A 21,493-nucleotide genomic window follows, 5' to 3' on the forward strand; every position below is an offset into this window, starting at 1 on the left:
TTAACGAATGACAATAAACGGAGTCATTTTTTCAAGGGATTTTTTTCCGATTCCATTTACAGATTCTAATTGCTCTACTGAAGTAAATGGTCCGTTTTTATCAATATAATCTAAAATATTTTTTGCTTTTGCCGGACCAACACCCGGAATTTTTTCCAATTCTGACTGTGATGCATGGTTTATATCAATCGTCTCATTTTCTTTGGTTTCATCCCCCTTATTAGTCATTATAGTTCGATCAGTTTCTTCTCCAATAAACGGTACATAAATGACCATCTCGTCAAAAATTTTTTCAGCTAAATTAACCTTATTAACATCAGCTTTTTCTTTAAATCCCCCCGCCAATCTAATCGCGTCATAAACACGTTCTCCTTCGTTACATTGGATTACACCCGGTCTTTGTATTGCTCCTTTTACATCTACCATAAATACTTTCGAATTCACTGCCATACTAACTTCTTTTTTCTGATTATCGTCTTTCTTTACAATCTCTTCTTCAAGTGATTTCTTTGCAAAAACTACTTCATTTTTACGCTCAGTTTGATAAAAATTTACGACTAAAATAAAGACAATTACGAGACAAATCCAAACTAGTTTATTATGAATTAATTTTTTCATTATTAGTCCTCCATTTTAACTTATATCATTATTTTCGACCTTGCTTCATATAGTGTAGGAGAGAATGTATGCAAAGGAAGGGATGTACTAATGAACGTAGGAATCATAGGTACAGGAAATATGGGTACCATTTTGCTCAATGGATTTATAAGATCAAATGCCGTGAAGCCCTCCGAATTGACTGTTACAAACCGTTCAATGTATAAAGCTTATGAGCTAAAAAATATATATCCTGATTTAAAGGTTGTTGAGACAGCCAAAGAAGTAATTACGGCTTCAGACGTTGTATTAGTGTGTGTAAAACCTTTAGAAATTCAGCCACTATTATCATCTTTACAAAAACATTTCACTAAAAAACATTGCGTTATATCGATCACCAGTCCGATTAATGTTGAACAATTAGAAGCAATATTACCATGTCAAGTTGCACGAGTTATTCCAAGTATTACGAATCAAGCTTTGAGTGGGGTAACTTTAGTTAATTTTGGGAAAAGGTGTACGGCCAAAAGTAAGGAACAAATAATCGAGCTTTTTTCGAACATATCAAAGCCAGTCATGATTACAGAAGATATCACAAGAGTTTCATCAGATATCGCAAGCTGTGGACCCGCATTTTTTAGTTACTTGCTTCAAAAATTTATCGATGCGGCTGTTTGTCAAACTTCAATTTCAAAAGAGCAAGCAACGATTTTAGCAGAAGAAATGATTATTGGTTTTGGAAAACTAATTGAACAAAAACATTTTACGCTTGAGACACTTCAAGAAAAGGTATGCGTAAAAGGCGGTATAACTGGAGAAGGTATTAAAGTATTAGAAGCACGAATAGGAGATTTATTCGAAGAAATTTTTGAAAAAACACATGATAAGTTTGATAAGGAAATTGAGCGAGTAAAGGAACAATTTTGATTAACTTATAAATGATTATACTGCTTTAATCCATTCGCAACAAAAATACAAAATTCAATTTTGTACGTCTAACAAAGTAAAAAACCCTTTAAGAAAAGGAATTTTCTTAAAAGGGTTTTTTATTTTTTCATTGCTATAAAAAAGATTCGTTCAGAAGTATCATCTACAACTTCATCGAAATCTGCTATGATTTCTTTCACTTCAAATCCAGTTTGATTTAACAATGTTTTATACGTATTTATTGGAAATGTTCTTTGATTGTGATACTCTTCGAAGCGTTCATATAAATCACGATTTTCCTCTTTCATAAAGAAAACTAAATCATGTTCAACACTTAAAGGATGTTCCCCTTGCGTACAAGACCAGACTAAGCTTAACTCTGCATCATCAATAAAAAATGTCTCTTCACCAAAGATTTCTTCAATTTTATAAGGAGAATGTACATCAAATAAAAATAAACCATTATCTTTTAAGCTTTCATTTACTTTTAAAAAGGTTTGTTTTACTTGATCTTCTGTTTCTAAATAATTAAGTGAATCACAGAAAATTGTTACACAATCTAATTGATCAAACCCTTCTAATTCCACCATATTTTGTTGAAAAAAAGGGATATTAACTTTTTCAATTTCTGCTTTAGCCATTGCGACACTTAACATTTCCTCAGATAAATCAACCCCGCTAACTGAATAATTCAATTTTGCCAATGAGATGGGCAATGTACCCGTTCCACAACCTATATCTAAAATTGACGGCTGAAGCATTTCATATTTTTGAAATACATCTTCTAGGAATTGAACCCATCTTTCATATGGGACATCATTCATTAATTGATCATACAAATACGCGAAGCGATTGTATGTCATGAAAGAAGCTCTCCGTAAACATCAAGAGAAGGTGCATCTCCCCAAAGTTTTTCTAAGTTGTAATAGTTTCTTTCGTCACGATGGAAAATATGAACGACAACGTCACCGATGTCTACTAAAACCCAACGAGCTTCGTCAAATCCTTCTAAGCGTTTAACATCTTTACCATTTTGCTGAGCTTGATCTTTCACTTCTCTTGCAATAGCCTGAACTTGCTTATCTGAATTACCGTGACAAATAATGAAATAATCTGCAATCGCAGAGATTCCTGTCATTTCTAATACGACTAAATCCTCAGCTTTTTTATCATCAGCAGCATTTACAGCTAGCATCATTAATTCTTTTTCATTCATTCTTTTATTCCCCCTGGCTTTTAACTTGCTTTAATATTGAGTTATATGTTTTAACCGTTAATGGGTAGACTGTTTGTTCTTTATCAATCAAAAATGTAATTGTATTTTTTAATGCAAATAATAAAGCTCGATCCAAATCTTGATCCGCTAATTCACGAGCTTCCTCTACACCTGGAAAACTACGATTAGGTTCAATATAATCTGCTACATAAATTACTTTATCTAATAAATTCATCTCTTTATGACCACTTGTATGATATGTGATTGCTTGTAAAATCTCTTTATCATCAATCCCATATTCATGTTCAGTAAGAAATGCACCAACAGGAGCATGCCATAATTCTTTATTATACTTTAAAAGCTTTAAGGAAAGTTTATTTTCTTCCATAATAGATTTTAACTCTTTTATCGGCATACATTTTGCGACATCGTGGAAAATTGCAGCTAATTCAGCTTTTTTTACATCCGCACCGTACTTCTCGGCAAGTCTAACTGCAGTTTCCATCACACCAATAGTATGTGTAAAACGCCCGTTTGTTAGTTTTTCTTTTACAAGTGAAAGTGCTTTTTGTTTATCCATTAATCCGCTTCTCCTCTAATTAACGGTATTTAACATATTAAGGTAGTACGATTGTTTTATTTTCTTTAGACTCTTTATATAAAACAATTGTATGTCCAATTACTTGTACTAGTTCAGCATTTGAACCTTCAGCTAACTGATCTGCTACATCATAACGATCATCATCGCAATTTTGAAGTATGCTTACTTTTAATAGTTCTCGTACTTCAAGCGCTTCTGAAATTTGTTTAACCATATTTTCATTTACTCCACCTTTACCTACTTGAAAAATAGGGTTTAAGTGATGAGCTTTTGAACGTAAAAATCTTTTTTGTTTACCTGTTAACATTTTGTTCCTCCAAGTTTTCTTTCTAATAATGAGTATGCATCAATCGTATTTGGAAAAATTCCCGTCCACTCTTGAAATGCTAATGCTCCTTGATAAATAAACATCGGTAACCCGTTTTGTATAGTTGCATTTCTTTCTTCAGCTTCTTTTAAGAATACTGTTTTAAATGGGCTATATATTAGGTCCGATACAATTGCATCTGGTGATAAATTAGTTAGTGCTAAGGGCGAGCTATTTTCACTTGGCTTCATTCCAACAGACGTTGTTTGAATGATAAGAGAAAAGTGACCTAAATGTTCTTCAGCATCTGAAATAGATATAATATTAACTTCATTCATCAGCTTACCATCTAGTAGATCTTCTGCTTTTTCTAATGTTCGGTTGGTGACTGTAATATGCTTAACACCCAAGTGCAGTAAACTATAAAGGATTGCTCTAGCAGCACCGCCTGCACCGATGATTAAAATCTTTTCATCTTCAATCGGATTTTTCAAAACATAAGATAAGCCTCTACAATAACCGATTCCATCAGTATTTTTACCATACAGTTTTCCATTTTTATTGATGACAGTATTAACTGCCCCAATTGCTTTTGCTAATGGATCAATTTCATCTAAGTACTGCATAATTTCTACTTTTAGTGGTGCTGTAACATTAAATCCTTTTACAGTTGAACGAAATTCTGTCATAACTGATTCTAATTCTGTTATCCCAACTTCTTTTGCAGAATAGTGACCCGAAATATGATTAGAGCCAAACCATTCGTTATGCATAGTTGGTGACATTGAATGACCAATCGGTTGACCGATTACATAATATTGGTCTTTCATTTCTCTTAGCCCCCAAATTATTCTTATATAATAGAATTACGAAGAGTTACAGCTACACCTTTTGGTACATAAGCAACAATTTTAGTACCTGGTTCATTCACTGTGATCCATCCTAACCCTGAATAAACTATATCAGTTTTTGCATCTTTTATCATAAATTCGTGTTTCACTAATTTAGGAAGCTCATTAATTTGTTCACCATATGGTGGAACTAATAATTCCCCAGCTTGTCTTTCATATAAATCATCAGCATTTTCTTGTTTAGTACGATGAATTGATAATTCGTTTGAGAAATGACAAGTAAAAGAACGTCTTCCTCCCTCTAAATAGTCAAAACGAGCTAACCCACCAAAGAATAATGTTTGTCCTTCATTTAATTGATAAACCATAGGCTTAATTTCTTTTTTCGGTGTAATAATCTTTAAACCTTTTTTATCAACGAAATGAGCCATTTGATGATGATTAATAATACCTGGTGTATCAATTAGATCACTCTGATCATCAAGTGGGATTTGAATCATATCAAGTGTTGTGCCCGGAAAATGCGATGTTGTAATGATATTACTATTTTCTTCACTATAACGTTTAATCATTGTATTGATAAATGTTGATTTTCCAACATTTGTACAACCTACTACGTACACATCCTTACCTTCACGATGCTTCTCAATACTTTCAGCTAATTCGTCTATACCAGTGCCTTTTACTGCACTAATTAAATGCACACCTACAGGTCTAAGTCCCCAACGTTTTGCAGTTCCGCTCATCCATTGCGTAAGTTTATTTTTCTTAACTGACTTCGGAATTAAATCTGCCTTATTTCCAACTAATAATATTTTGTTGTTTCCAACGAATCGATTAATTCCATTTAACCAGCTGCCAGAAAAATCAAAAACATCAACTACTTTAATAACAAGACAGTCCTTAGAACCTATCCCATTTAAGATACGAATAAAGTCAGAATCAGTCAACTCTACATCTTGAATCTCATTATAGTTTTTTAAACGGAAACAACGTTGGCAAATAATCTCTTCTTTTTCTAATGAAGATGGAGGTGCATATCCAAGCTTGTCTTTATCCTCTGTTTGAATTTCAACTCCACAACCAATACATCTTACTTCTGTATTACTCACTTTTTATCCTCCCATTGTAGCAATCCTTGCTTCCTTAAGGATGAAAGAATTCTACGTTCTACCATTCGATTAAATCTTGTCCAAATTCCATCTGTACTTGCAACCGGAACAACTAAAATTGTATGAATGCCTTGACGATTGCCACCAAATACGTCTGTAAGCAATTGATCTCCAATCATCACGACTTCATTTGGCTTTAAATTCATTTGTTTATATGCTTTTTTATATGATGTAGCGAGTGGCTTACGCGCACGATGAATGAATGGAATTCCTAAAGGATCACAAAACTTTCCAACACGCTCAGCATTGTTATTCGATACAACTGTAATTTTAATCCCTGCATCATCCATGCTTTTGAACCATTTCGTTAGCTCTGGAGTAGCTAATGGACGGTCCCACTCTACTAACGTGTTATCTAAATCAGTAATGATTCCTTTTATTCCTAAGCCTTTTAAATGCTCAGGCGTAATTGCATAAACATTATTAACAGTTTCACTCGGTAAAAATTTATTAAACATTATTACACCTCAATATATTCTTAAAATCGTTCGACAAATAACTACAATCATTCTAACTGTGGATAAATCTTATACACATTATCCTTAGTCCAAGAACCTATCTTTTTTAGAATATATAAACAAATTACCCACAACTTATCCACCTATTTCTGTGGATAAACGAACGATTGTTCTATTTTTAAAAATTTGATACATTAAGTTTACGAAGAAATTCAAAAAACTTTTCTCACTCGGAGGTGAATGCCCAACCGGGCAAAAAATATGTACAAATTAAATGATGAGTTGTTACTTGAGTCATACAAAAAAGCACTAGGTTTAAAGCTTGATCCTGCCTTCATTTATTTAATTGAAAAAGAAATTAAACGAAGAGGTCTAGATTACTATATAAAAAAAACATCTTAAACATTTTTATTATTTTCAATATATGCAAATAATACAAGTGAAATTAAAATACAAGTACTCTTTACAATAACAGAAAAAGAACCATCTTTCTATACGATGGCTCTCATTTCGTGAAAAAAAGTGCATACTTAGTGTAATTTACCAAGATTTTGACCAACTCTGATTGCTTGGCCAGATTGAAGTTTCAAATTTGGTGAAAAACTATTAGCTTCAAAAAGTAAAACAACTGTAGAACCGAAAGAAAAATACCCTACTTCTTCACCTTTTTTCAAACGATTTTCTTTTTTGGTTACTACGATTGTGTTAACAAACATAGCACCAACTTTAATCATCGCAACATGTTTATTATTTTCAGAGCAAAATACTTCTGAAATAACTCGATAATTTTTTGAAAGTGGATCTTTACCATACGTTAATCCTGCTTTATTCACGGGATAAGATTTAGCACCTAACTCGAATTGTGATACAATATCGCCTTCGATTGGGCTATGTATACGATGATAATGGCTAGGACTTAAATACAATACCATATAATAACCCTCATCATATTTATCTGCCATTTCCTTTGAACCTAACATCTCAATAATGCTATATGTCTTTCCTTTAACGACAAATTTAATATCCATTTCAATTTTCCCACAAGACTCTAATACACCATCTACCGGACAAGCTAATTCACTTTCACCAGCATGAATCGGCCTAGCATTTTGCTTTAATTCTCTAGTAAACAAGGCATGTAAAGTAGGAAAAACAGTCTCTTTACTTTCATCCATATTTAAATTAAACGCTTTAATATAAGGATTAATAAAAACCCTACTAAATCTAGAAGTAGCAAGCCTACGCAAAAGACCCGAAGTAAAACGATTATTCGTCAACTCTATAAACAAACGATAAAAACTCTGTTTCATCAATGTACTCCTAACTAAAATAATATATATAAATTTATAACATATTATTCCAAAACTAACAAAACCCTAAATGACCTTACTGTCGCTGCTATAAATTGTTTATTCTTTTATTATAACTTGCACTCTCTACTTCTTTAATCCTTTTCTAATGATCCTGCCATTGCTACCCTTTACTATTCCCTTTAATCTAAACACTTAAAATTCCTGTATTTTACTTGTCACTAACTGTTCACCAAGATTTCACACTGAGTTCACATTAAACTGGTACAATTACTAATGTAATATACATTAGGAGGTTGCCTATGTTGAAAGATCAAAGCTTAGGTGAATGGACTAACACACTTTTAATCTATAAATTTGCGTTAGATGAAATCAATACTAAAATTAGAATTTTAAATGAAGAATTTACTTTAACTCATAATCATAATCCAATAGAGCACGTAAAATCACGTTTAAAAAAACCTGACAGTATAATAGAAAAGCTTGAGCGAAAAGGTTTAGAACTAACACAATATAATCTGGAAAATTATATGAGTGATATAGCTGGAGTTCGTATTAGTTGTTCATTTATTAGTGATATTTACATGATCTATGAACTATTAAAACAACAAGACGATATTCATATAATAGAAATAAAAGATTATATAAAAAATCCAAAACCAAATGGCTATAAAAGCTTTCATATGATTATTGAAATTCCAATTTTCCTTGCTTCTGAAACGAAAAGAGTTAAAGTGGAAATCCAAATTAGAACAGTTGCAATGGATTTCTGGGCAAGCCTTGAACACAAGATTTTTTATAAATACAATAAAAAGGTCCCAAAAGCAATTATCGAAAGTCTCAACGAAGCTTCCGCAACTGTAAATTCATTAGACTATAAAATGGAAATGATTAGAGATCAAGTAGAACAGTTGAATTGATTTACGCAGGAGTTTGGATAAGAACTTAAGAAAACAAGGTATATTAACATACCTTGTTTTTTTAAGTATGTTTTAGTACATTCTCAACTCATATAATGCACTCAATCTTTCATATATTATATAACAAAGTTACTAAAATAATTAGGCTCATATATTCTATTTCTAGTTCTTTCAGCTTTAAATTTAAGATAAAATAGGATATGTTAGTATAAATGTAAATTAGAAAGTTTATGAACATAGATCAAAAAATTGGAGGAGCCGATTTGGATAATGAATTAAACTATAAAACAATTATTCCAGAAAATATTCCGAATGAACGTAAGTCCGCCTTAAAAACACTTGGCTACTATTTTTTAATATTTATTGTTGGCTTGAACTTACTAATCTTAATTGCTTCAATATGGGGTATGATTTTTGTTAGTGTTGCGGATATAAACCTTACTGAAAAACAATTTGATAATCTTGTAAATACCGTATCAATTTATTCGGATTCAATTTTTGGTGTCCTCAGCTTATTATGGCTCTATTATTATACGAAGAAAAAAGGGCTTCTAACTTTAAGACGTATAAATATAAATGTGATTGACGTTGTGATCGTTTTAGGAGCATACGTGGTTCTTATGGCTTCTTCACAACTTCTTGATGTTATTTTTCAACATTTCAATTATTCAATTGCTACACCAGATAACCAAAAAGCAGTGGAAGGCTTATTGCGAACTAATCCAGTCCTTATGATTATATCTGCGGTTATTCTTGCACCTATTAAAGAAGAATGGATTACACGTAAGTTAATTATTGGCTCGATTTTTAAAAACTCGCCGATTATTGGTTTAATTGTAAGTTCATTTGGGTTTGGTTTATTGCATATGCTTGCTGGTTTTTCAATCTATGCATTGCTATCTTATTCTTTAGCTGGTTTAATTTTTGGTATTATCTATATCAAAACAAAAAAAATCGAAGTTACGATTTTTGCCCATTTTTTAAATAACTTAGTTTCAATTATTGCTTTTTTTATTGTAAACTAACAAAAAAACGCTCTAAGGAGCGTTTCAGTGTGTGGACAAAGTACTAAAAACTTGACTTTCAGACTGATTGCAAGCGCTTGTCTTTTGAGGCGCGAAGCCTGTTGAGCAGCGGAGTTACCCTAGACGGTAATGAGCACCGCTCAATAGGCGAAGCAACGAAGAAAGCGAGCGTTTGTCAACAGTCTGAAACGCTCCTAGGGGCGTTTTTATAATGTATTTATGAGGTGTATTATGAATTATTTATTAATACTAATCGGAGGATTTTTTGGAGCAATTCTTCGTTATATAATAGGTCTATCAATCCATCCACTTTCAAATGGATTTCCAATTCAAACGTTTTTAATTAATATAATAGGATGCTTCTTTTTAGGTTTCTTTTTACCGATGGCTAAAGTTAAATTAAAACCTGAATATACTTTATTAATCGGAACTGGATTTACTGGAGCATTCACTACATTCTCTACTTTTTCACTTGAAAATATAGCTCTGATGGATGAAAAAAAATTACTAGTAAGTCTAGTCTATATCATCTCAAGTTTAGTTATCGGAATTAGTTTGGCGTATCTTGGTTTTAAAGCGGCTGTTAAATTCAATAAAGTAAAAGGAGAAACCTCATCATGATTGTTATTGTTGGAATAGGTGGGGGAATCGGAGCAATATTTCGCTATGCCCTTGGAAACTACATTAATAAAAAAGTTAAAACAAATTTTCCTTTTGGAACTTTCGTTATAAACATACTCGGATCGTTTATTTTAGGTTTAATAAACCATTTATATCTCGATAAATCGATTTCTACTATAATGTGGCTGTTTATTGGGGTAGGAATATTAGGTGGGTTTACAACCTTTTCTACATTTGGTTACGAATCGATTCAATTATTGCTTGCAAAAAAGTATAAAACTGCGTTATCTTATATCATTTTATCTACTATTATTAGTATTTGTAGTGCATATGTCGGTTTTCATATTTTTAGATGAACCGAGAAATTTAAATCTAAAACAAAAACCTCTGTTCCCAGAGGTTTCAGTGTGTAGACAAACTACAAAAAACTTGATTTTCAGACTGATTGCAAGCGTTTGTCTTTCGAGGCGCGAAGCCTGGTGAGGAGCGGAGTTACCTTAAACGGTAATGAGCACCGCAGACAGGCGAAGCAACGAAGAAAGCGAACGTTTGTCAACAGTCTGAAACCTCTGTTCCCAGAGGTTTTTTTATTTTTTCAATTTTACCAACCAAAATCTAATGTTTTACCGGTCTCTACATATGTTTTTACATTACTTAAAATCATTGGCCAGGTAGATTTTGTATTTTCATATGAAGGGTGATTTTCTGGCCATTGGTCGTTTACTAGTGTTAATTTTGTGCATTCACCCATCTCTTCAAGTGTAAATGTAATTCTAGTTTCTAATTCAGCATGATTTTCACGGTAAACGGGGCCTGGATGTTCTGTATAACTCATCATTTTATGCGGCTCAAAAGCTAGAATTTCCCCATAAACATGCACTGTATGATCACCAGCTTCTCCTGGTCCAATATATTCATATTTTGCTCCGACTTCAAATGTTGATTTTAAGATACAACCGAAAAAGATAGCTTTAGTTCCTTCTGGCGAAACAAATATGTTCCACACTTCTTCTGGTTTCGCTCCAATATAAAACTCATACTTAAGATCTTCCATTTTCTCATCCTCCATTTGTTTTATGTGTAGAATGATGAATTGATTCTAGATGACACTTCCATTATATACCAAAAACGGATCAACTTATTATTTCATTTGTTTTCAAGAACCTATATTATAAAATTAAATCATACGAAATTTATTTATAGGTAAAAAAATCAATTTTAATGAGGGGTGACAAGATGAATTTAACTTATGAAGTGATTGACGAGGATCAAATTGGATTATGTAGAGAGTTATGTAATGAATTAATGACATTTCAAAAGGCAAAAGCGAAGATAAAACCCGAGTTGTTTGATAGTATGAATTTCGAAACACGTATGGTTCCTTCAGTAAAAAAAGCTATACATAATTATATTGTTATCGTGAAAGATGAAGATCAAATCGTTGGTTACGTTTATTCAAATATTTCTCCAAAGGAAGTATACGTAAGCGAATTTGCAACTTTTTTTGACCTTTCATCCGTCCATAAAAAGAATGTTGGTTGTTTATCTCAATTTTACATTAAAGAGGAATATAGAAAATATGGAGTAGGCTCCGTACTATTCAAAATGTCAATGAACTGGCTAAAACAGTTTGATGATGTAGAGGATTATTTTATCTATGTTTCAAATGGAAATGAAGACGCTCTAGAATTTTATAAACGTAAGGGATTCTCTGTGAGTCATACAATATTAGATGATTTTATAACGGTTTTAAGAAGTAACGATCAATTTCAAACAATTTAAGAAAAGTAAAAATAAAGGGGTGTCTCAAAAAATCTTTCGAGGCACCCCTTCTATTTTTATTTACTATTAAAATGCCCAGTTACCATTTCTCATGATTGGTTCAACTGTACCATCTTCTTTAATTCCATCGATGTTTAATTCCGCTGATCCGATCATAAAATCAACGTGAGTTAAACTTTGGTTGATGCCTAATTTTTCTTGCTCTTCTGAAGGTAATTTTTCTCCATCCTTCATATTGTTTGGATATGCTTTACCTAAAGCTAAATGGCAAGAAGCATTTTCATCATATAATGTGTTGAAGAAAATTAAACCTGTATTTGAAATTGGTGAATCATGTGGTACTAATGCTACTTCACCTAGACGGCGAGCACCTTCATCAGTATCTAATAAATGTTGTAAAGTTTCATAGCCTTTTTCAGCTGTGAAATCGACAACTTTACCATCTTTAAATGTTAAAGAGAAGTTCTCAATTAAATTTCCACCGTAATTTAATGGTAAAGTAGCTTGAACAGTACCATTTACACCATGGCTATGTGGCATAGAGAAAACTTCTTCAGTTGGAATATTAGGATTAAACCATTTTCCATCTTCACTGTTAGCCCCGCCACCTTTCCATACATGATTATCTACTAAATCTAGTTTTAAATCAGTACCAGGTGCTGTGTAATGTAATGTTTTATAACGTTTGTCATTTAATTGAACAACTTTTTCTTGTAAGAAATCGTTATGTTTAACCCAAGCTTCAACTGGATTTTCATTGTCTACTCGGCAAATTTTGAATACTGAGTCCCAAAGTAATTCCATCGCTTTATCAATTGGTTCATTTGGATAAACTTTTTCAGCCCATTCAACACATGGAATAGCTACGATTGACCAACGAATTCTATCAGCCATCATGTATTCACGATAATTATGTAATGCTTGGCTAGCTGTTTTATTAAAAGTTGCAATACGCTTTGGATCGATCCCTTTTAATAATTCTGGATTTGGTGAAATGACTGATAAAACAGCACCTCCATTTTCAGCTAATTCTTCCATTGCTGTTACTTTCCAGCCTGGAAATTCTCCAAAAACTTCTTCAGGAGCTAGTTCATATTTAGTACGAGTAATTACATCATCATTCCAATCGATGTTTACATTTTTAGCTCCAGCTTCGTAAGCGAATTTTACAACTTTACGAACGAATTCTGCAGCTCCGATTGGTGCATTTATTTGTAATGTTTGTCCTGGTACGATATTAACACCACTTTTTACCGCAAGTTCAGCATATTTTTCTAATGATTTTTCAAACTGAGACATTGATATCCCTCCATGTTTAACGATTTAAAAACCTAACCTACTAAATTATAATATAAAGTTCAGAAAATTGGTACACAAAAGAGACTGACTATTCATTTTTATTTGAAATGTCAGATAGACTTTTGCAAACAAGCGAAGAACTTGATCACGTTGTCGCTCTTTAACCCAAAAAAAGCACCCTTCAGAAGTGCTTTTAATGTGTAAATAAGTCTGAAATTTTTTATGAAACAATATATGTCTCATAACCATTAACATTTAGGAATTTTTCAGCTTTCTCTCTGTCATTTTCTGTTTGAAGGCTTATTCTTAGTACACCTGGTAACCCTTCACGTGATTCTATGATCCTTAGATTCGTAATGCTTACTTGGTGAATCGATAAGATTGTCGTAATGTTGGCAAGCTCACCGACTCGATCTAAAACGTCTACATACAAATCAAAATAACTTGGGATGGCGCCATTTGCTTTTGCTGGCATGTTGTCTCTAAAATCTTTTGATTCCTTGAAATAGTGAAAAATATCATCTTTATCCTGGCTTTCAACAAGCTGATACATTTGTTTCATATCATCAATCCAATTCGAAATTAATGAAAGCAATGTATCCTTATTTTGAATCACAATATCAGTCCACATTTTTGGGCTGCTTGATGCAATCCTAGTAATATCTCTAAACCCTCCGGCAGCTAAGGCTGTTACTAATGGCTCGTCCTTGGAGTAAGTTTTAACTTGCTTCACAAGATTAGAAGCAATTAGATGTGGAAAATGGCTTACCACTCCGGTAATTTGATCATGTGTTTCTTCATCAATTACAACAAAATGTGAACCTGTTCCTTTAAGCCATTCTTTTAATTCATCAATTTGATCATTTTTAGTATTTTCACTTGGTGTCAAAATAAAATATGCATTTTCAAATAAATGAACTTTTGCACTCTCGATGCCAGTTTTATGCGAGCCTGCCATCGGATGACCTCCAATAAAGCAATAACCTTTACCTGTAAGAGTCTTCGAATGCCTCATAATTTCACTTTTTGTACTGCCTACATCAGTTAATATGACATCATGCTTTAGTTCATATTCACTTAACATATGTATATATTTTATTGACTCCTCTACAGGACAAGAAAAAATGATTAGATGAGCCTTCTCGGCACAGTCTTTAAGCTGTACCGAGATTTCATCTAAAACTTGAATTCTTTTACCAATTTCAAGTTGTTTTTCGTTTATATCATATCCAATTATATTTACATCATGAACTTTTTTTATTGCCAAGGCAATTGAGCCTCCGATTAATCCTGTGCCAATTAAAAGGACGTTCTTTTTCAAGGCATTCACCGCCTATCCTTCATTAAGTAATATTATTTATGATTGTAGTTTTGCACGGAAGTCTTTTAATTCAAACATAAATTCTTCAAATTGTGGGATATTCATTTGTTGAGCTGAATCTGATAAAGCAACTGCTGGATCAGGATGTACTTCAGCCATTACTGCATCTGCTCCAATTGCTAATGCTGCTTTAGCTGTCGGTAATAGTAAGTCCTTACGACCTGTAGAATGTGTAACATCGACAACAACTGGTAAATGTGTTTCTTTCTTCAGAATAGGTACTGCTGAGATATCTAATGTATTTCTTGTAGCTTTCTCGTAAGTACGAATTCCTCTTTCACAAAGAATAATTTGGTCATTTCCTTGCGAAATAATGTATTCTGCTGCATTAATAAATTCTTCAATTGTTGCTGACAATCCACGTTTTAATAAAACTGGTTTATTTACTTGACCAACCGTTTTCAGTAAATCAAAGTTTTGCATATTACGTGCACCAATTTGAATTACATCAACGTATTCTAAAGATCTTTCAACATCATTTGGATTTAGTATTTCACTTATTACGGCTAAATCAAATTCATTTGCCACTTCTCTTAAAATTTGTAGTCCTTCGTATCCAAGTCCTTGGAAATCATATGGAGATGTTCTTGGTTTAAATGCACCGCCTCGCATCATTGTTAAACCTTGTTGTTTCATAGCTTGTGCTACTGCACGTACTTGTTCATAGCTTTCAACTGCACAAGGACCCATAATAAATGATTGAGAACCATCACCAAGGACAATATCATTTTTCACTTTAACAATTGTATTGTCAGGCTTTTTCTTTCTTGAAACTAAAAGAGCTTTTCTGTGATCGTCCTCTTGTAGTTCTAAGCTTGCTTGGAAAATCGTCTTGAAAATATGTTGTAAAGTTGAAGTTTCAAATGGACCTTCATTTACATTTGCAATCATATCTAAAACTTCACGCTCACGAACTGGATCGAAACGCTTAATACCATGTTTAATCTTTTGCTGACCAATTTCTTGAACAACTTTCCCACGCTTGTTTAATAATTCAACGATTTTCAAATTAATCTCATCAACCTTATCACGTAATTGCACTAACTCATTATTTGTACTCATTTCTTTTTCCTCCTCAAATTTTTAATGTCTATTCCAATACCACCTCTTTTATCAAGAAGTAAGTATGTAAAAAATGAAAACAAAAAGTCCCTACTGAATAAACAGTAGGGACGAATTATTTAATCGCGGTACCACCCTAGTTGTGAACAAAAACTCTGTTCACCACCTTCATTTTGTTAACGATCAAAATGACCGTTTCTATTTTCATTAAATGAAATAGAAATTGCTCCAAGAATGTAATTCAGCATACCTTATGTACTGACTCGCAGCTTCCGTCAGCTCTCTTAAACAGGGAAGTTATGCCTACTGTGCCCTTATCAACGCAATCTATTTAATTTTCAAAAGATTCATTAAAAAAGTTATTAATGAGGATTATAAAGCACTTTTAAATAGGCTGTCAATGCATTTTTTTTCTAGAATATGTAACGTTTTTATAAAAGATACATCGTTATTGGAATGGTAGCGCTTACTATTTTCAACATTTTTTTTACACAGCTTACATTTTTTTTATGGTACAGACACACAGAATTTGTACATTACATAAATATATAAATAACAACTAACCTTACCTTCCTTAGGAGTGATTATATGCCTGGTTTATTTACCGCCTTAAGTCTTTTCTTAAAAGAAGTGTTTGTGTTTGTTTCCTATGTTAAAAATAACGCCTTCCCTCAACCTCTTTCACAAGCCGAAGAAACGCTCTATTTAAATCGTATGGCAAATGGGGATGGAGAAGCACGAAATTTATTAATTGAACATAATTTAAGACTTGTTGCTCACATCGTCAAAAAATTTGAAAATACCGGAGAAGATGCTGAAGATTTAATTTCGATTGGCACAATAGGTTTAATAAAGGCAATTGAGAGCTTTGTTCAAGGTAAAGGAACAAAATTAGCCACATATGCTGCTAGATGTATTGAAAACGAAATACTTATGCATTTACGTGCTTTAAAGAAAACAAAAAAAGACGTTTCCCTACATGATCCGATAGGTCAGGATAAAGAGGGCAATGAAATTTCACTATTAGACATATTAAAAACTGAGACAGAAGATGTAGTTGATCAAATTCAACTTAATATGGAATTAGAAAAAATCAAGCAATATATTAAAATTCTAGATGACCGTGAAAAGGATGTAATTATTCAACGCTTTGGTATTGATATGGATAAAGAACTAACTCAACGTGAAATTGCAAAAAAATTAGGAATCTCAAGAAGTTATGTTTCGAGAATTGAAAAACGTGCTTTAATGAAAATGTACCACGAGTTTTTAAGAGCTGAAAAAGAAAAGAAAAAAGATAAAAAATAAACCACTAAAGATGAATATGACCTCCAATTGTTAGTCTTATCTAACAATTGGAGTGCATTCATTTTAGTGGTTTTATGCTTGCTCTTCTTTTTGCATTTTGCGTTTAAAATAATTTGATGTCAGAAAGAAACCTAATGCAAAAATCAGCATTGTAAAAACGATACTTTCGACCATTAATATTTTATGTTGGGTTAATCCGTCCTTTGGAAGGAGAGTCCCGATATAGAAAAAAGTAGCCAATGCTGTTGTTATTGCTCCAAATGTTTTAAAATCATTAACCTTCGCCTGTAGCTTTTTTAAATTCACGAATACTACACCTTCCCTTCTTGTTGACTTAATAACTTTAACATACTTTATACAAGAAAAGTGAAGGTAATTAAAGGCATTATATGTAGAGATTAGTAAGTACAATTTGTCAATAAAATAAGTATTGTCTTGTAGATTTCCCTTTTATCTTTTTCGCTAAAATTATATTACTAAAGTATTACCAGTGTAAATTTCAACACAAAGAAGAAAGGGATTATTTATTTAAAATCACTTTCTTCTTTGAATGTTTTCACTATCTTAGCTATAGATTATTTCAATCCATTCTTAATAAACTCAATCGTACGTTCAGTTTCTTGTTCTTCGTTCCAAAAAGGTGTATTTTCTAGGACGATTGAAGAGATAACTAGACCAATTACTGTTGAGATAATTAGTCTTAGTACTGTCGGTATCGGAAGTTCTTTTATTTGCCCTTTATCGATAAACGATTGTAATACAGTGGCTACTTTAGGGTACATTTTATCTTTAAAGAGTCTTTTTAGCTCTTCTTGCATATCGTCTTGGAATGGCATTTCTTGTATGATTATTTTTACAGCTGCCTTATTTTTCTTTGCAAATTCCATGCGATTTTTTATAAGCGCATTAAGAAAATCTTCAAATGTTTCGTACTCTAAATGAAATACTGCTTTAGAAAAACGATCCAATTCAAAAGGAGCAATTGTTTTTACTAATGTCGGTTTGATAATACTTTTTAATAAATCCTTTTTTGTTTTAAAGTAACGAAAAATAGTACCTTCAGCAACATTTGCTTTTTTTGCAATTTCATTGGTAGATGTACTAACAAAACCTTTTTCTGCAAAAATTTCAATTGCAGCTTCAAGGATTTTTATTTCTTTTTCATTCATTTCTTGTAATTTTTCTTCTGGAAAAAACTCTTCTAATTTAATTGGTAACACTCCTTAAATTGAACGCTGTTTCTTTAATGCAACTATATTTAAAGAAATAAATACTAATGAAAATCCAAGAAGGATCAATAATTGATATACAACATCAGAAAGCGACTGCCCTTTTATCATAATACCTCTAAGTGCTTCTGCTCCATATGTCAGTGGTAAAATACCCCCGATAAATTTAAACCAATTTGGTAAAAACGCCGTTGAGAATATACCTGAAAAAAGTATTTGTGGGACAGCAATAACTGGAATAAATTGTACAACTTGAAATTCATTATTTGCATATGCAGATAACAGCATACCAAGTGTAAGAGCAGTTAGAGATAATAGAATATTAACTACGCAGACTTCCCATGCACTTCCTACATTATACATATCTAATACACTGATTGAAAAGACTGTTATAATGATCGATTGGATTAAAGCAAAAAATCCAAAGCCTAAAATATAACCAACAACAATTTCCCATCTTTTGACTGGCGTGACGAGTAATCTTTCAAGTGTTGTTGTTAATCTTTCCCTTACAAATGAAATACCTGATAAGATAAATACAAATAAGAACGAGAAAAATCCAATAAAAATTGGTCCAATTGAATCAAATGATTCCATATTTTTACTACCATAAATTGGGTCCATTACAATTTTAAGATTAGAAGGTGTATTTTCTTTAACTGCAGATTGAATAGCATCCATTACTGCAGTTGTTCTTGCTTTATCTGTCCCTTCAAACTGTACAACTATCTCTCCTGATTTGAACAAAACTGCACCATCAAGATCCATTTTTTTCAATTTATCTTCAATGTCTGAAGGATTTACATTTTTTACTTTCGCATAATCTTTCACAATTTGCTCGAATGCTGGAGGGGCATCTACGAGTGCTAAAGTTGGTTTTGTATCATCTTGTTTTAAGATATAAGAAAATAAAAACAATAATACGATAGGAGCAACGAAAATCATCGCAAGAGATCTTCTATCTTTTAAAAATTGTTTAATTATTCGTTTAGAAATAGCAAAGACTCTCATGAGCTCACCTCAGTATTAAAATATAGGTCTTCGATTTTACCTGTTTTTGATTGCGAGATTAAATTTTCAGTAGTATCTAAAGCGATAAATTCTCCTTCTCTAATTAATCCGATTCGTTCACATTTTTCAGCTTCTTCCATGATATGGGTTGTAATGATTATTGTAGTACCTTGTTTTTTCATTTCAAAAAATTGATTCCAAATTTGCTTTCTTAGTACTGGATCAATTCCGACTGTTGGTTCATCAAGGATTAGTAATGTAGGTTTATGGAGGATTGAGATAGCAAGAGATAGTCGTTTTTTCATTCCCCCAGAGTATTGATTAACTTGCTTGTTTAATGAATCCTCTAACCCAACGATTTGGGCTACTTCTTGAATTCTCGACTTAAGTTCTTTACCTTTTAGATTATATAGGGCACCAAAGAAACTTAGATTATCAGCACCTGTTAAATCGCTATATAAAGCGTCAGATTGTCCCATATAGCCTATTGACGGAAGGACTGTGAAATTAGGCATTTCATTATTGTAAACTAATACTTCTCCTTTTGAACTTTTATCGATCCCAGCAATCAATTTTATTAACGTTGTTTTACCAGAACCTGATGGACCTAAAATCCCAAATATCTCTCCTTCTTGAATGTTCATTGAAATATTTTTTAGCACAGCTCTTTTTCCAAATAAACGGTCAACCTTTTGGATTTGGACAACATTGTTCATCTTATTCCTCCGTTCAAGACTATTTCTTTTATAGTACCCAAAATGAGTGAGTACTCACTTTATACCTTTATCTTAATTCACTTTTTATTGTCAGTCAACAAAAAGTGAGTACTCACTCAATTGTATTTTAATAAAAAAAGAAAGATGCCTATAAGACATCTTTCTTTAAACGATTTATAACGCTTTAATCATTTCCTCAACCATTAATGTTGAATTAACAGCTGCAGTATGAAGGAATTGATCAAATGAAATATTTGATTCTTTACCTGCAATATCTGACAATGCTCGTGTTACAACAAATGGCACTTTAAAAGCATAACAAACTTGAGCGATTGCAGCTGCTTCCATCTCTACAGCATACAGATCACCAAATTTCTCTTTTACGAAGTCAACTCTTACTGGATCGTTCATAAAAGAATCACCCGTTACGATTAATCCTTCAACAACTTGGATACCATTAATTTTTTCAGCGCAATTTTTAGCGATAGACTTTAATTTATCATCAGAAGGGAATGCTGCTGGCATACCTGGAACTTGACCATATTCATAATTGAATGCAGTAACGTCTACGTCATGATGACGCACTTCAGTTGAGATAACAACGTCGCCAACATTTAAGTCAGTATGAAGTCCGCCTGCAGATCCTGTGTTAATAACAACATCTGGCTGATATTTTTCTAAAAGAATTGCTGTAGCCATTGCTGCATTAACTTTACCAATTCCAGACTTTAATAAAATTACTTCTTTTCCTTCGTATGTACCTATGTTATATTCTGAACCTGCAATTTCTTCTTTTCTTAGGTTGTCTAATTTATCACGTAATACATGTACTTCTTCTTCCATTGCTCCAATAATAGCTATTTTCATTCTTTCAATTCCCTACTTTCTCTTTCAAACTTTAATCATTTTACCATATAGCGACATATCATTCATCTTTAAGAATACGTACAACAAAAAACACTTTAATTCTTAAAAAGAAAGGCGTTATTTACCCTACAGGAGCTCGCTTTCTATGTGGCGTAAGCTTTCTGTTTGCTCTTGTAGGGACTCAAATTTTAATACCGCTAATACTTTAACTCTTTTACTTCTTGTACCAAAATAGGGAGCCAGCCTTCTTTTACAACCCAGTGTAAGTATACGACATATTTATAACTTAAGTCGTTTGTGGCAACGTATACTTTTATACTTTGTGGATCGTATCCTTGACCAATATGCCAAACTGAATAATCTTCTTTTGTTAAAGAAATCGCATTTGATACCGCTTCTTCCATTTCATAAAAGTCTTGAGACTTATGACTATAGTGAACTGTATGAGGCTCAATTTGTCTTGTTTTGTTAGGTGTCCATTCTTTTACAGTCGATTCGATAATATTTTCATCATTTATCGAATCTTTAATAATCTCATTTACTTTTTCACGATATTTCGCTTGATATGGATTCGGTATATCAGTCATTTGCTTTGGTTCTTGAGCAATCGTAGTAATTTTAGCTTTTGCAGTATTAGGCTCTATCTTTTGTTGGTTGACGATTGGTAAAGTTATTTTTATCCCTAAATAGATGATTCCAAAAAGAAGTGGAATAAGTAGTATTCTGTAAAAATAATTTCCTCTTCGTACTCGTCTTAATTTTTGGACCCTTTTGTTTGGTTCAATCGAAGACATTGACAAAATCCTCCAAAAACAACTAATTTTTCCCTATTT

The 21,493-nt window shown here is 32.4% G+C and carries 27 protein-coding genes and 1 other annotated feature; of the genes, 8 read left to right on the forward strand and 19 right to left on the reverse strand.

Going from position 1 to position 21,493, the window contains the following annotated elements; all coding sequences use genetic code 11:
- Entirely contained in the window at nt 1-618 is a 618-nt protein-coding gene (locus COI44_RS12840; RefSeq protein ID WP_098428321.1) for a helix-hairpin-helix domain-containing protein, read from the reverse strand.
- A gap of 90 nt (nt 619-708) precedes the next feature.
- Between COI44_RS12840 and comER the strand changes: the two genes are divergently transcribed.
- A complete protein-coding gene (gene comER, locus COI44_RS12845) occupies nt 709-1,524 on the forward strand; it encodes a late competence protein ComER (protein ID WP_098428322.1) in 816 nt (271 codons plus the stop codon).
- A 119-nt stretch (nt 1,525-1,643) separates the two neighbouring features.
- On the opposite strand, the gene COI44_RS12850 is transcribed toward comER, so the two are convergent.
- From COI44_RS12850 to COI44_RS12880, 7 genes are read right to left on the reverse strand one after another with little or no spacing between them, the layout of a single operon-like run.
- Complete coding sequence (locus COI44_RS12850) at nt 1,644-2,387, reverse strand: class I SAM-dependent DNA methyltransferase (protein WP_098428323.1); 744 nt, start codon at nt 2,385-2,387, stop codon at nt 1,644-1,646.
- The gene (gene rsfS / locus COI44_RS12855; protein WP_098428324.1) at nt 2,384-2,740 is read right to left on the reverse strand and encodes a ribosome silencing factor; all 357 of its coding nucleotides are present in this window, start codon (nt 2,738-2,740) and stop codon (nt 2,384-2,386) included. The genes COI44_RS12850 and rsfS overlap by 4 nt, the downstream gene beginning before the upstream one ends.
- A 4-nt stretch (nt 2,741-2,744) precedes the next feature.
- Nucleotides 2,745-3,320: a bis(5'-nucleosyl)-tetraphosphatase (symmetrical) YqeK gene (gene yqeK, locus COI44_RS12860; RefSeq protein WP_098428325.1), complete on the reverse strand. Its 576-nt coding sequence runs from the start codon at nt 3,318-3,320 to the stop codon at nt 2,745-2,747.
- Nucleotides 3,321-3,357: 37 nt separating this feature from the next.
- A complete protein-coding gene (gene yhbY / locus COI44_RS12865; protein WP_098428326.1) occupies nt 3,358-3,648 on the reverse strand; it encodes a ribosome assembly RNA-binding protein YhbY in 291 nt (96 codons plus the stop codon).
- Entirely contained in the window at nt 3,642-4,478 is an 837-nt protein-coding gene (aroE, locus tag COI44_RS12870) for a shikimate dehydrogenase (protein ID WP_098428327.1), read from the reverse strand. Before aroE ends, yhbY begins: the two co-directional genes overlap by 7 nt.
- 23 nt (nt 4,479-4,501) lie before the next feature.
- On the reverse strand, nt 4,502-5,611 hold the full coding sequence (gene yqeH / locus COI44_RS12875; protein ID WP_098428328.1) for a ribosome biogenesis GTPase YqeH: 1,110 nt from the start codon (nt 5,609-5,611) through the stop codon (nt 4,502-4,504).
- Complete coding sequence (locus COI44_RS12880) at nt 5,608-6,129, reverse strand: YqeG family HAD IIIA-type phosphatase (RefSeq protein WP_069035111.1); 522 nt, start codon at nt 6,127-6,129, stop codon at nt 5,608-5,610. Before COI44_RS12880 ends, yqeH begins: the two co-directional genes overlap by 4 nt.
- Nucleotides 6,130-6,369: 240 nt before the next feature.
- Between COI44_RS12880 and sda the strand changes: the two genes are divergently transcribed.
- Complete coding sequence (gene sda, locus COI44_RS12885; RefSeq protein ID WP_483295483.1) at nt 6,370-6,531, forward strand: sporulation histidine kinase inhibitor Sda; 162 nt, start codon at nt 6,370-6,372, stop codon at nt 6,529-6,531.
- A gap of 128 nt (nt 6,532-6,659) precedes the next feature.
- On the opposite strand, the gene COI44_RS12890 is transcribed toward sda, so the two are convergent.
- A complete protein-coding gene (locus tag COI44_RS12890; RefSeq protein WP_098428329.1) occupies nt 6,660-7,439 on the reverse strand; it encodes a phosphatidylserine decarboxylase in 780 nt (259 codons plus the stop codon).
- 302 nt (nt 7,440-7,741) lie between these two features.
- Between COI44_RS12890 and COI44_RS12895 the strand changes: the two genes are divergently transcribed.
- From COI44_RS12895 to crcB (COI44_RS12910), 4 genes are all read left to right on the forward strand, one after another.
- The gene (locus tag COI44_RS12895) at nt 7,742-8,359 is read left to right on the forward strand and encodes a GTP pyrophosphokinase (protein ID WP_069035113.1); all 618 of its coding nucleotides are present in this window, start codon (nt 7,742-7,744) and stop codon (nt 8,357-8,359) included.
- A 263-nt stretch (nt 8,360-8,622) separates the two neighbouring features.
- Nucleotides 8,623-9,384, forward strand: coding sequence for a CPBP family intramembrane glutamic endopeptidase (locus COI44_RS12900; RefSeq protein WP_176522628.1), 762 nt, complete (start codon nt 8,623-8,625; stop codon nt 9,382-9,384).
- A gap of 231 nt (nt 9,385-9,615) precedes the next feature.
- On the forward strand, nt 9,616-10,005 hold the full coding sequence (crcB, locus tag COI44_RS12905) for a fluoride efflux transporter CrcB (protein WP_098428330.1): 390 nt from the start codon (nt 9,616-9,618) through the stop codon (nt 10,003-10,005).
- Nucleotides 10,002-10,361, forward strand: a complete 360-nt coding sequence (gene crcB / locus COI44_RS12910; protein ID WP_098428331.1) for a fluoride efflux transporter CrcB — start codon at nt 10,002-10,004, stop codon at nt 10,359-10,361. Before crcB (COI44_RS12905) ends, crcB (COI44_RS12910) begins: the two co-directional genes overlap by 4 nt.
- 245 nt (nt 10,362-10,606) lie before the next feature.
- Here crcB (COI44_RS12910) and COI44_RS12915 read toward each other — a convergent pair whose 3' ends face one another.
- On the reverse strand, nt 10,607-11,059 hold the full coding sequence (locus COI44_RS12915; protein ID WP_098428332.1) for an SRPBCC family protein: 453 nt from the start codon (nt 11,057-11,059) through the stop codon (nt 10,607-10,609).
- Between the two features lie 182 nt (nt 11,060-11,241).
- On the opposite strand from COI44_RS12915, the gene COI44_RS12920 reads away from it, so the two are divergent.
- The gene (locus tag COI44_RS12920) at nt 11,242-11,787 is read left to right on the forward strand and encodes a GNAT family N-acetyltransferase (RefSeq protein ID WP_098428333.1); all 546 of its coding nucleotides are present in this window, start codon (nt 11,242-11,244) and stop codon (nt 11,785-11,787) included.
- 66 nt (nt 11,788-11,853) lie between these two features.
- Here COI44_RS12920 and COI44_RS12925 read toward each other — a convergent pair whose 3' ends face one another.
- The 3 genes from COI44_RS12925 to COI44_RS12935 all read right to left on the reverse strand — a co-directional run bounded on the left by COI44_RS12925 (nt 11,854) and on the right by COI44_RS12935 (nt 15,529).
- Nucleotides 11,854-13,086, reverse strand: coding sequence for an aminopeptidase (locus tag COI44_RS12925; protein WP_098428334.1), 1,233 nt, complete (start codon nt 13,084-13,086; stop codon nt 11,854-11,856).
- A 220-nt stretch (nt 13,087-13,306) separates the two neighbouring features.
- The gene (locus tag COI44_RS12930; protein WP_098428335.1) at nt 13,307-14,407 is read right to left on the reverse strand and encodes a prephenate dehydrogenase; all 1,101 of its coding nucleotides are present in this window, start codon (nt 14,405-14,407) and stop codon (nt 13,307-13,309) included.
- A 36-nt stretch (nt 14,408-14,443) separates the two neighbouring features.
- Nucleotides 14,444-15,529 carry a bifunctional 3-deoxy-7-phosphoheptulonate synthase/chorismate mutase gene (locus COI44_RS12935; protein WP_098428336.1) on the reverse strand — a complete coding sequence of 362 codons (1,086 nt, stop codon included), beginning with the start codon at nt 15,527-15,529 and terminating at the stop codon, nt 14,444-14,446.
- 103 nt (nt 15,530-15,632) lie between these two features.
- Nucleotides 15,633-15,859: a binding site (T-box leader), on the reverse strand.
- 258 nt (nt 15,860-16,117) lie between these two features.
- Here COI44_RS12935 and sigK point away from each other — a divergent pair.
- The gene (gene sigK / locus COI44_RS12940) at nt 16,118-16,837 is read left to right on the forward strand and encodes an RNA polymerase sporulation sigma factor SigK (protein WP_069035122.1); all 720 of its coding nucleotides are present in this window, start codon (nt 16,118-16,120) and stop codon (nt 16,835-16,837) included.
- Between the two features lie 72 nt (nt 16,838-16,909).
- Here sigK and COI44_RS12945 read toward each other — a convergent pair whose 3' ends face one another.
- From COI44_RS12945 to COI44_RS12970, 6 genes are all read right to left on the reverse strand, one after another.
- Nucleotides 16,910-17,143 (reverse strand): YrhC family protein, encoded by a 234-nt coding sequence (locus COI44_RS12945; protein WP_179887111.1) that lies wholly within the window; start codon nt 17,141-17,143, stop codon nt 16,910-16,912.
- A 269-nt stretch (nt 17,144-17,412) separates the two neighbouring features.
- A complete protein-coding gene (locus COI44_RS12950) occupies nt 17,413-18,057 on the reverse strand; it encodes a TetR/AcrR family transcriptional regulator (protein ID WP_098428338.1) in 645 nt (214 codons plus the stop codon).
- A gap of 3 nt (nt 18,058-18,060) precedes the next feature.
- Nucleotides 18,061-19,077 carry an ABC transporter permease gene (locus COI44_RS12955; RefSeq protein WP_098428339.1) on the reverse strand — a complete coding sequence of 339 codons (1,017 nt, stop codon included), beginning with the start codon at nt 19,075-19,077 and terminating at the stop codon, nt 18,061-18,063.
- Nucleotides 19,074-19,793, reverse strand: a complete 720-nt coding sequence (locus COI44_RS12960) for an ABC transporter ATP-binding protein (protein ID WP_098428340.1) — start codon at nt 19,791-19,793, stop codon at nt 19,074-19,076. The genes COI44_RS12955 and COI44_RS12960 overlap by 4 nt, the downstream gene beginning before the upstream one ends.
- Nucleotides 19,794-19,967: 174 nt before the next feature.
- Complete coding sequence (mtnN, locus tag COI44_RS12965; protein ID WP_098428341.1) at nt 19,968-20,660, reverse strand: 5'-methylthioadenosine/S-adenosylhomocysteine nucleosidase; 693 nt, start codon at nt 20,658-20,660, stop codon at nt 19,968-19,970.
- A 197-nt stretch (nt 20,661-20,857) separates the two neighbouring features.
- A complete protein-coding gene (locus COI44_RS12970; RefSeq protein WP_098428342.1) occupies nt 20,858-21,454 on the reverse strand; it encodes a YrrS family protein in 597 nt (198 codons plus the stop codon).
- Nucleotides 21,455-21,493: the final 39 nt, after the last annotated feature.

Origin of the sequence: Bacillus sp. AFS088145, assembly GCF_002564465.1 — a bacterium.
GTDB lineage: Bacteria > Bacillota > Bacilli > Bacillales > Bacillaceae_G > Gottfriedia.

Coding starts and splice junctions, on each gene's coding strand:
- yqeK (WP_098428325.1), bottom strand. CDS start 3,320: ATGGATAAACAAAAAGCACTTTCACTTGTAAAAGAAAAACTAACAAAC.
- COI44_RS12850 (WP_098428323.1), bottom strand. CDS start 2,387: ATGACATACAATCGCTTCGCGTATTTGTATGATCAATTAATGAATGAT.
- COI44_RS12960 (WP_098428340.1), bottom strand. CDS start 19,793: ATGAACAATGTTGTCCAAATCCAAAAGGTTGACCGTTTATTTGGAAAA.
- COI44_RS12935 (WP_098428336.1), bottom strand. CDS start 15,529: ATGAGTACAAATAATGAGTTAGTGCAATTACGTGATAAGGTTGATGAG.
- crcB (WP_098428331.1), top strand. CDS start 10,002: ATGATTGTTATTGTTGGAATAGGTGGGGGAATCGGAGCAATATTTCGC.
- COI44_RS12915 (WP_098428332.1), bottom strand. CDS start 11,059: ATGGAAGATCTTAAGTATGAGTTTTATATTGGAGCGAAACCAGAAGAA.
- COI44_RS12890 (WP_098428329.1), bottom strand. CDS start 7,439: ATGAAACAGAGTTTTTATCGTTTGTTTATAGAGTTGACGAATAATCGT.
- sigK (WP_069035122.1), top strand. CDS start 16,118: ATGCCTGGTTTATTTACCGCCTTAAGTCTTTTCTTAAAAGAAGTGTTT.
- COI44_RS12955 (WP_098428339.1), bottom strand. CDS start 19,077: ATGAGAGTCTTTGCTATTTCTAAACGAATAATTAAACAATTTTTAAAA.
- COI44_RS12920 (WP_098428333.1), top strand. CDS start 11,242: ATGAATTTAACTTATGAAGTGATTGACGAGGATCAAATTGGATTATGT.
- COI44_RS12970 (WP_098428342.1), bottom strand. CDS start 21,454: ATGTCTTCGATTGAACCAAACAAAAGGGTCCAAAAATTAAGACGAGTA.
- comER (WP_098428322.1), top strand. CDS start 709: ATGAACGTAGGAATCATAGGTACAGGAAATATGGGTACCATTTTGCTC.
- COI44_RS12925 (WP_098428334.1), bottom strand. CDS start 13,086: ATGTCTCAGTTTGAAAAATCATTAGAAAAATATGCTGAACTTGCGGTA.
- COI44_RS12880 (WP_069035111.1), bottom strand. CDS start 6,129: ATGTTTAATAAATTTTTACCGAGTGAAACTGTTAATAATGTTTATGCA.
- aroE (WP_098428327.1), bottom strand. CDS start 4,478: ATGAAAGACCAATATTATGTAATCGGTCAACCGATTGGTCATTCAATG.
- rsfS (WP_098428324.1), bottom strand. CDS start 2,740: ATGAATGAAAAAGAATTAATGATGCTAGCTGTAAATGCTGCTGATGAT.
- COI44_RS12840 (WP_098428321.1), bottom strand. CDS start 618: ATGAAAAAATTAATTCATAATAAACTAGTTTGGATTTGTCTCGTAATT.
- sda (WP_483295483.1), top strand. CDS start 6,370: ATGCCCAACCGGGCAAAAAATATGTACAAATTAAATGATGAGTTGTTA.
- yhbY (WP_098428326.1), bottom strand. CDS start 3,648: ATGTTAACAGGTAAACAAAAAAGATTTTTACGTTCAAAAGCTCATCAC.
- mtnN (WP_098428341.1), bottom strand. CDS start 20,660: ATGAAAATAGCTATTATTGGAGCAATGGAAGAAGAAGTACATGTATTA.
- crcB (WP_098428330.1), top strand. CDS start 9,616: ATGAATTATTTATTAATACTAATCGGAGGATTTTTTGGAGCAATTCTT.
- COI44_RS12895 (WP_069035113.1), top strand. CDS start 7,742: ATGTTGAAAGATCAAAGCTTAGGTGAATGGACTAACACACTTTTAATC.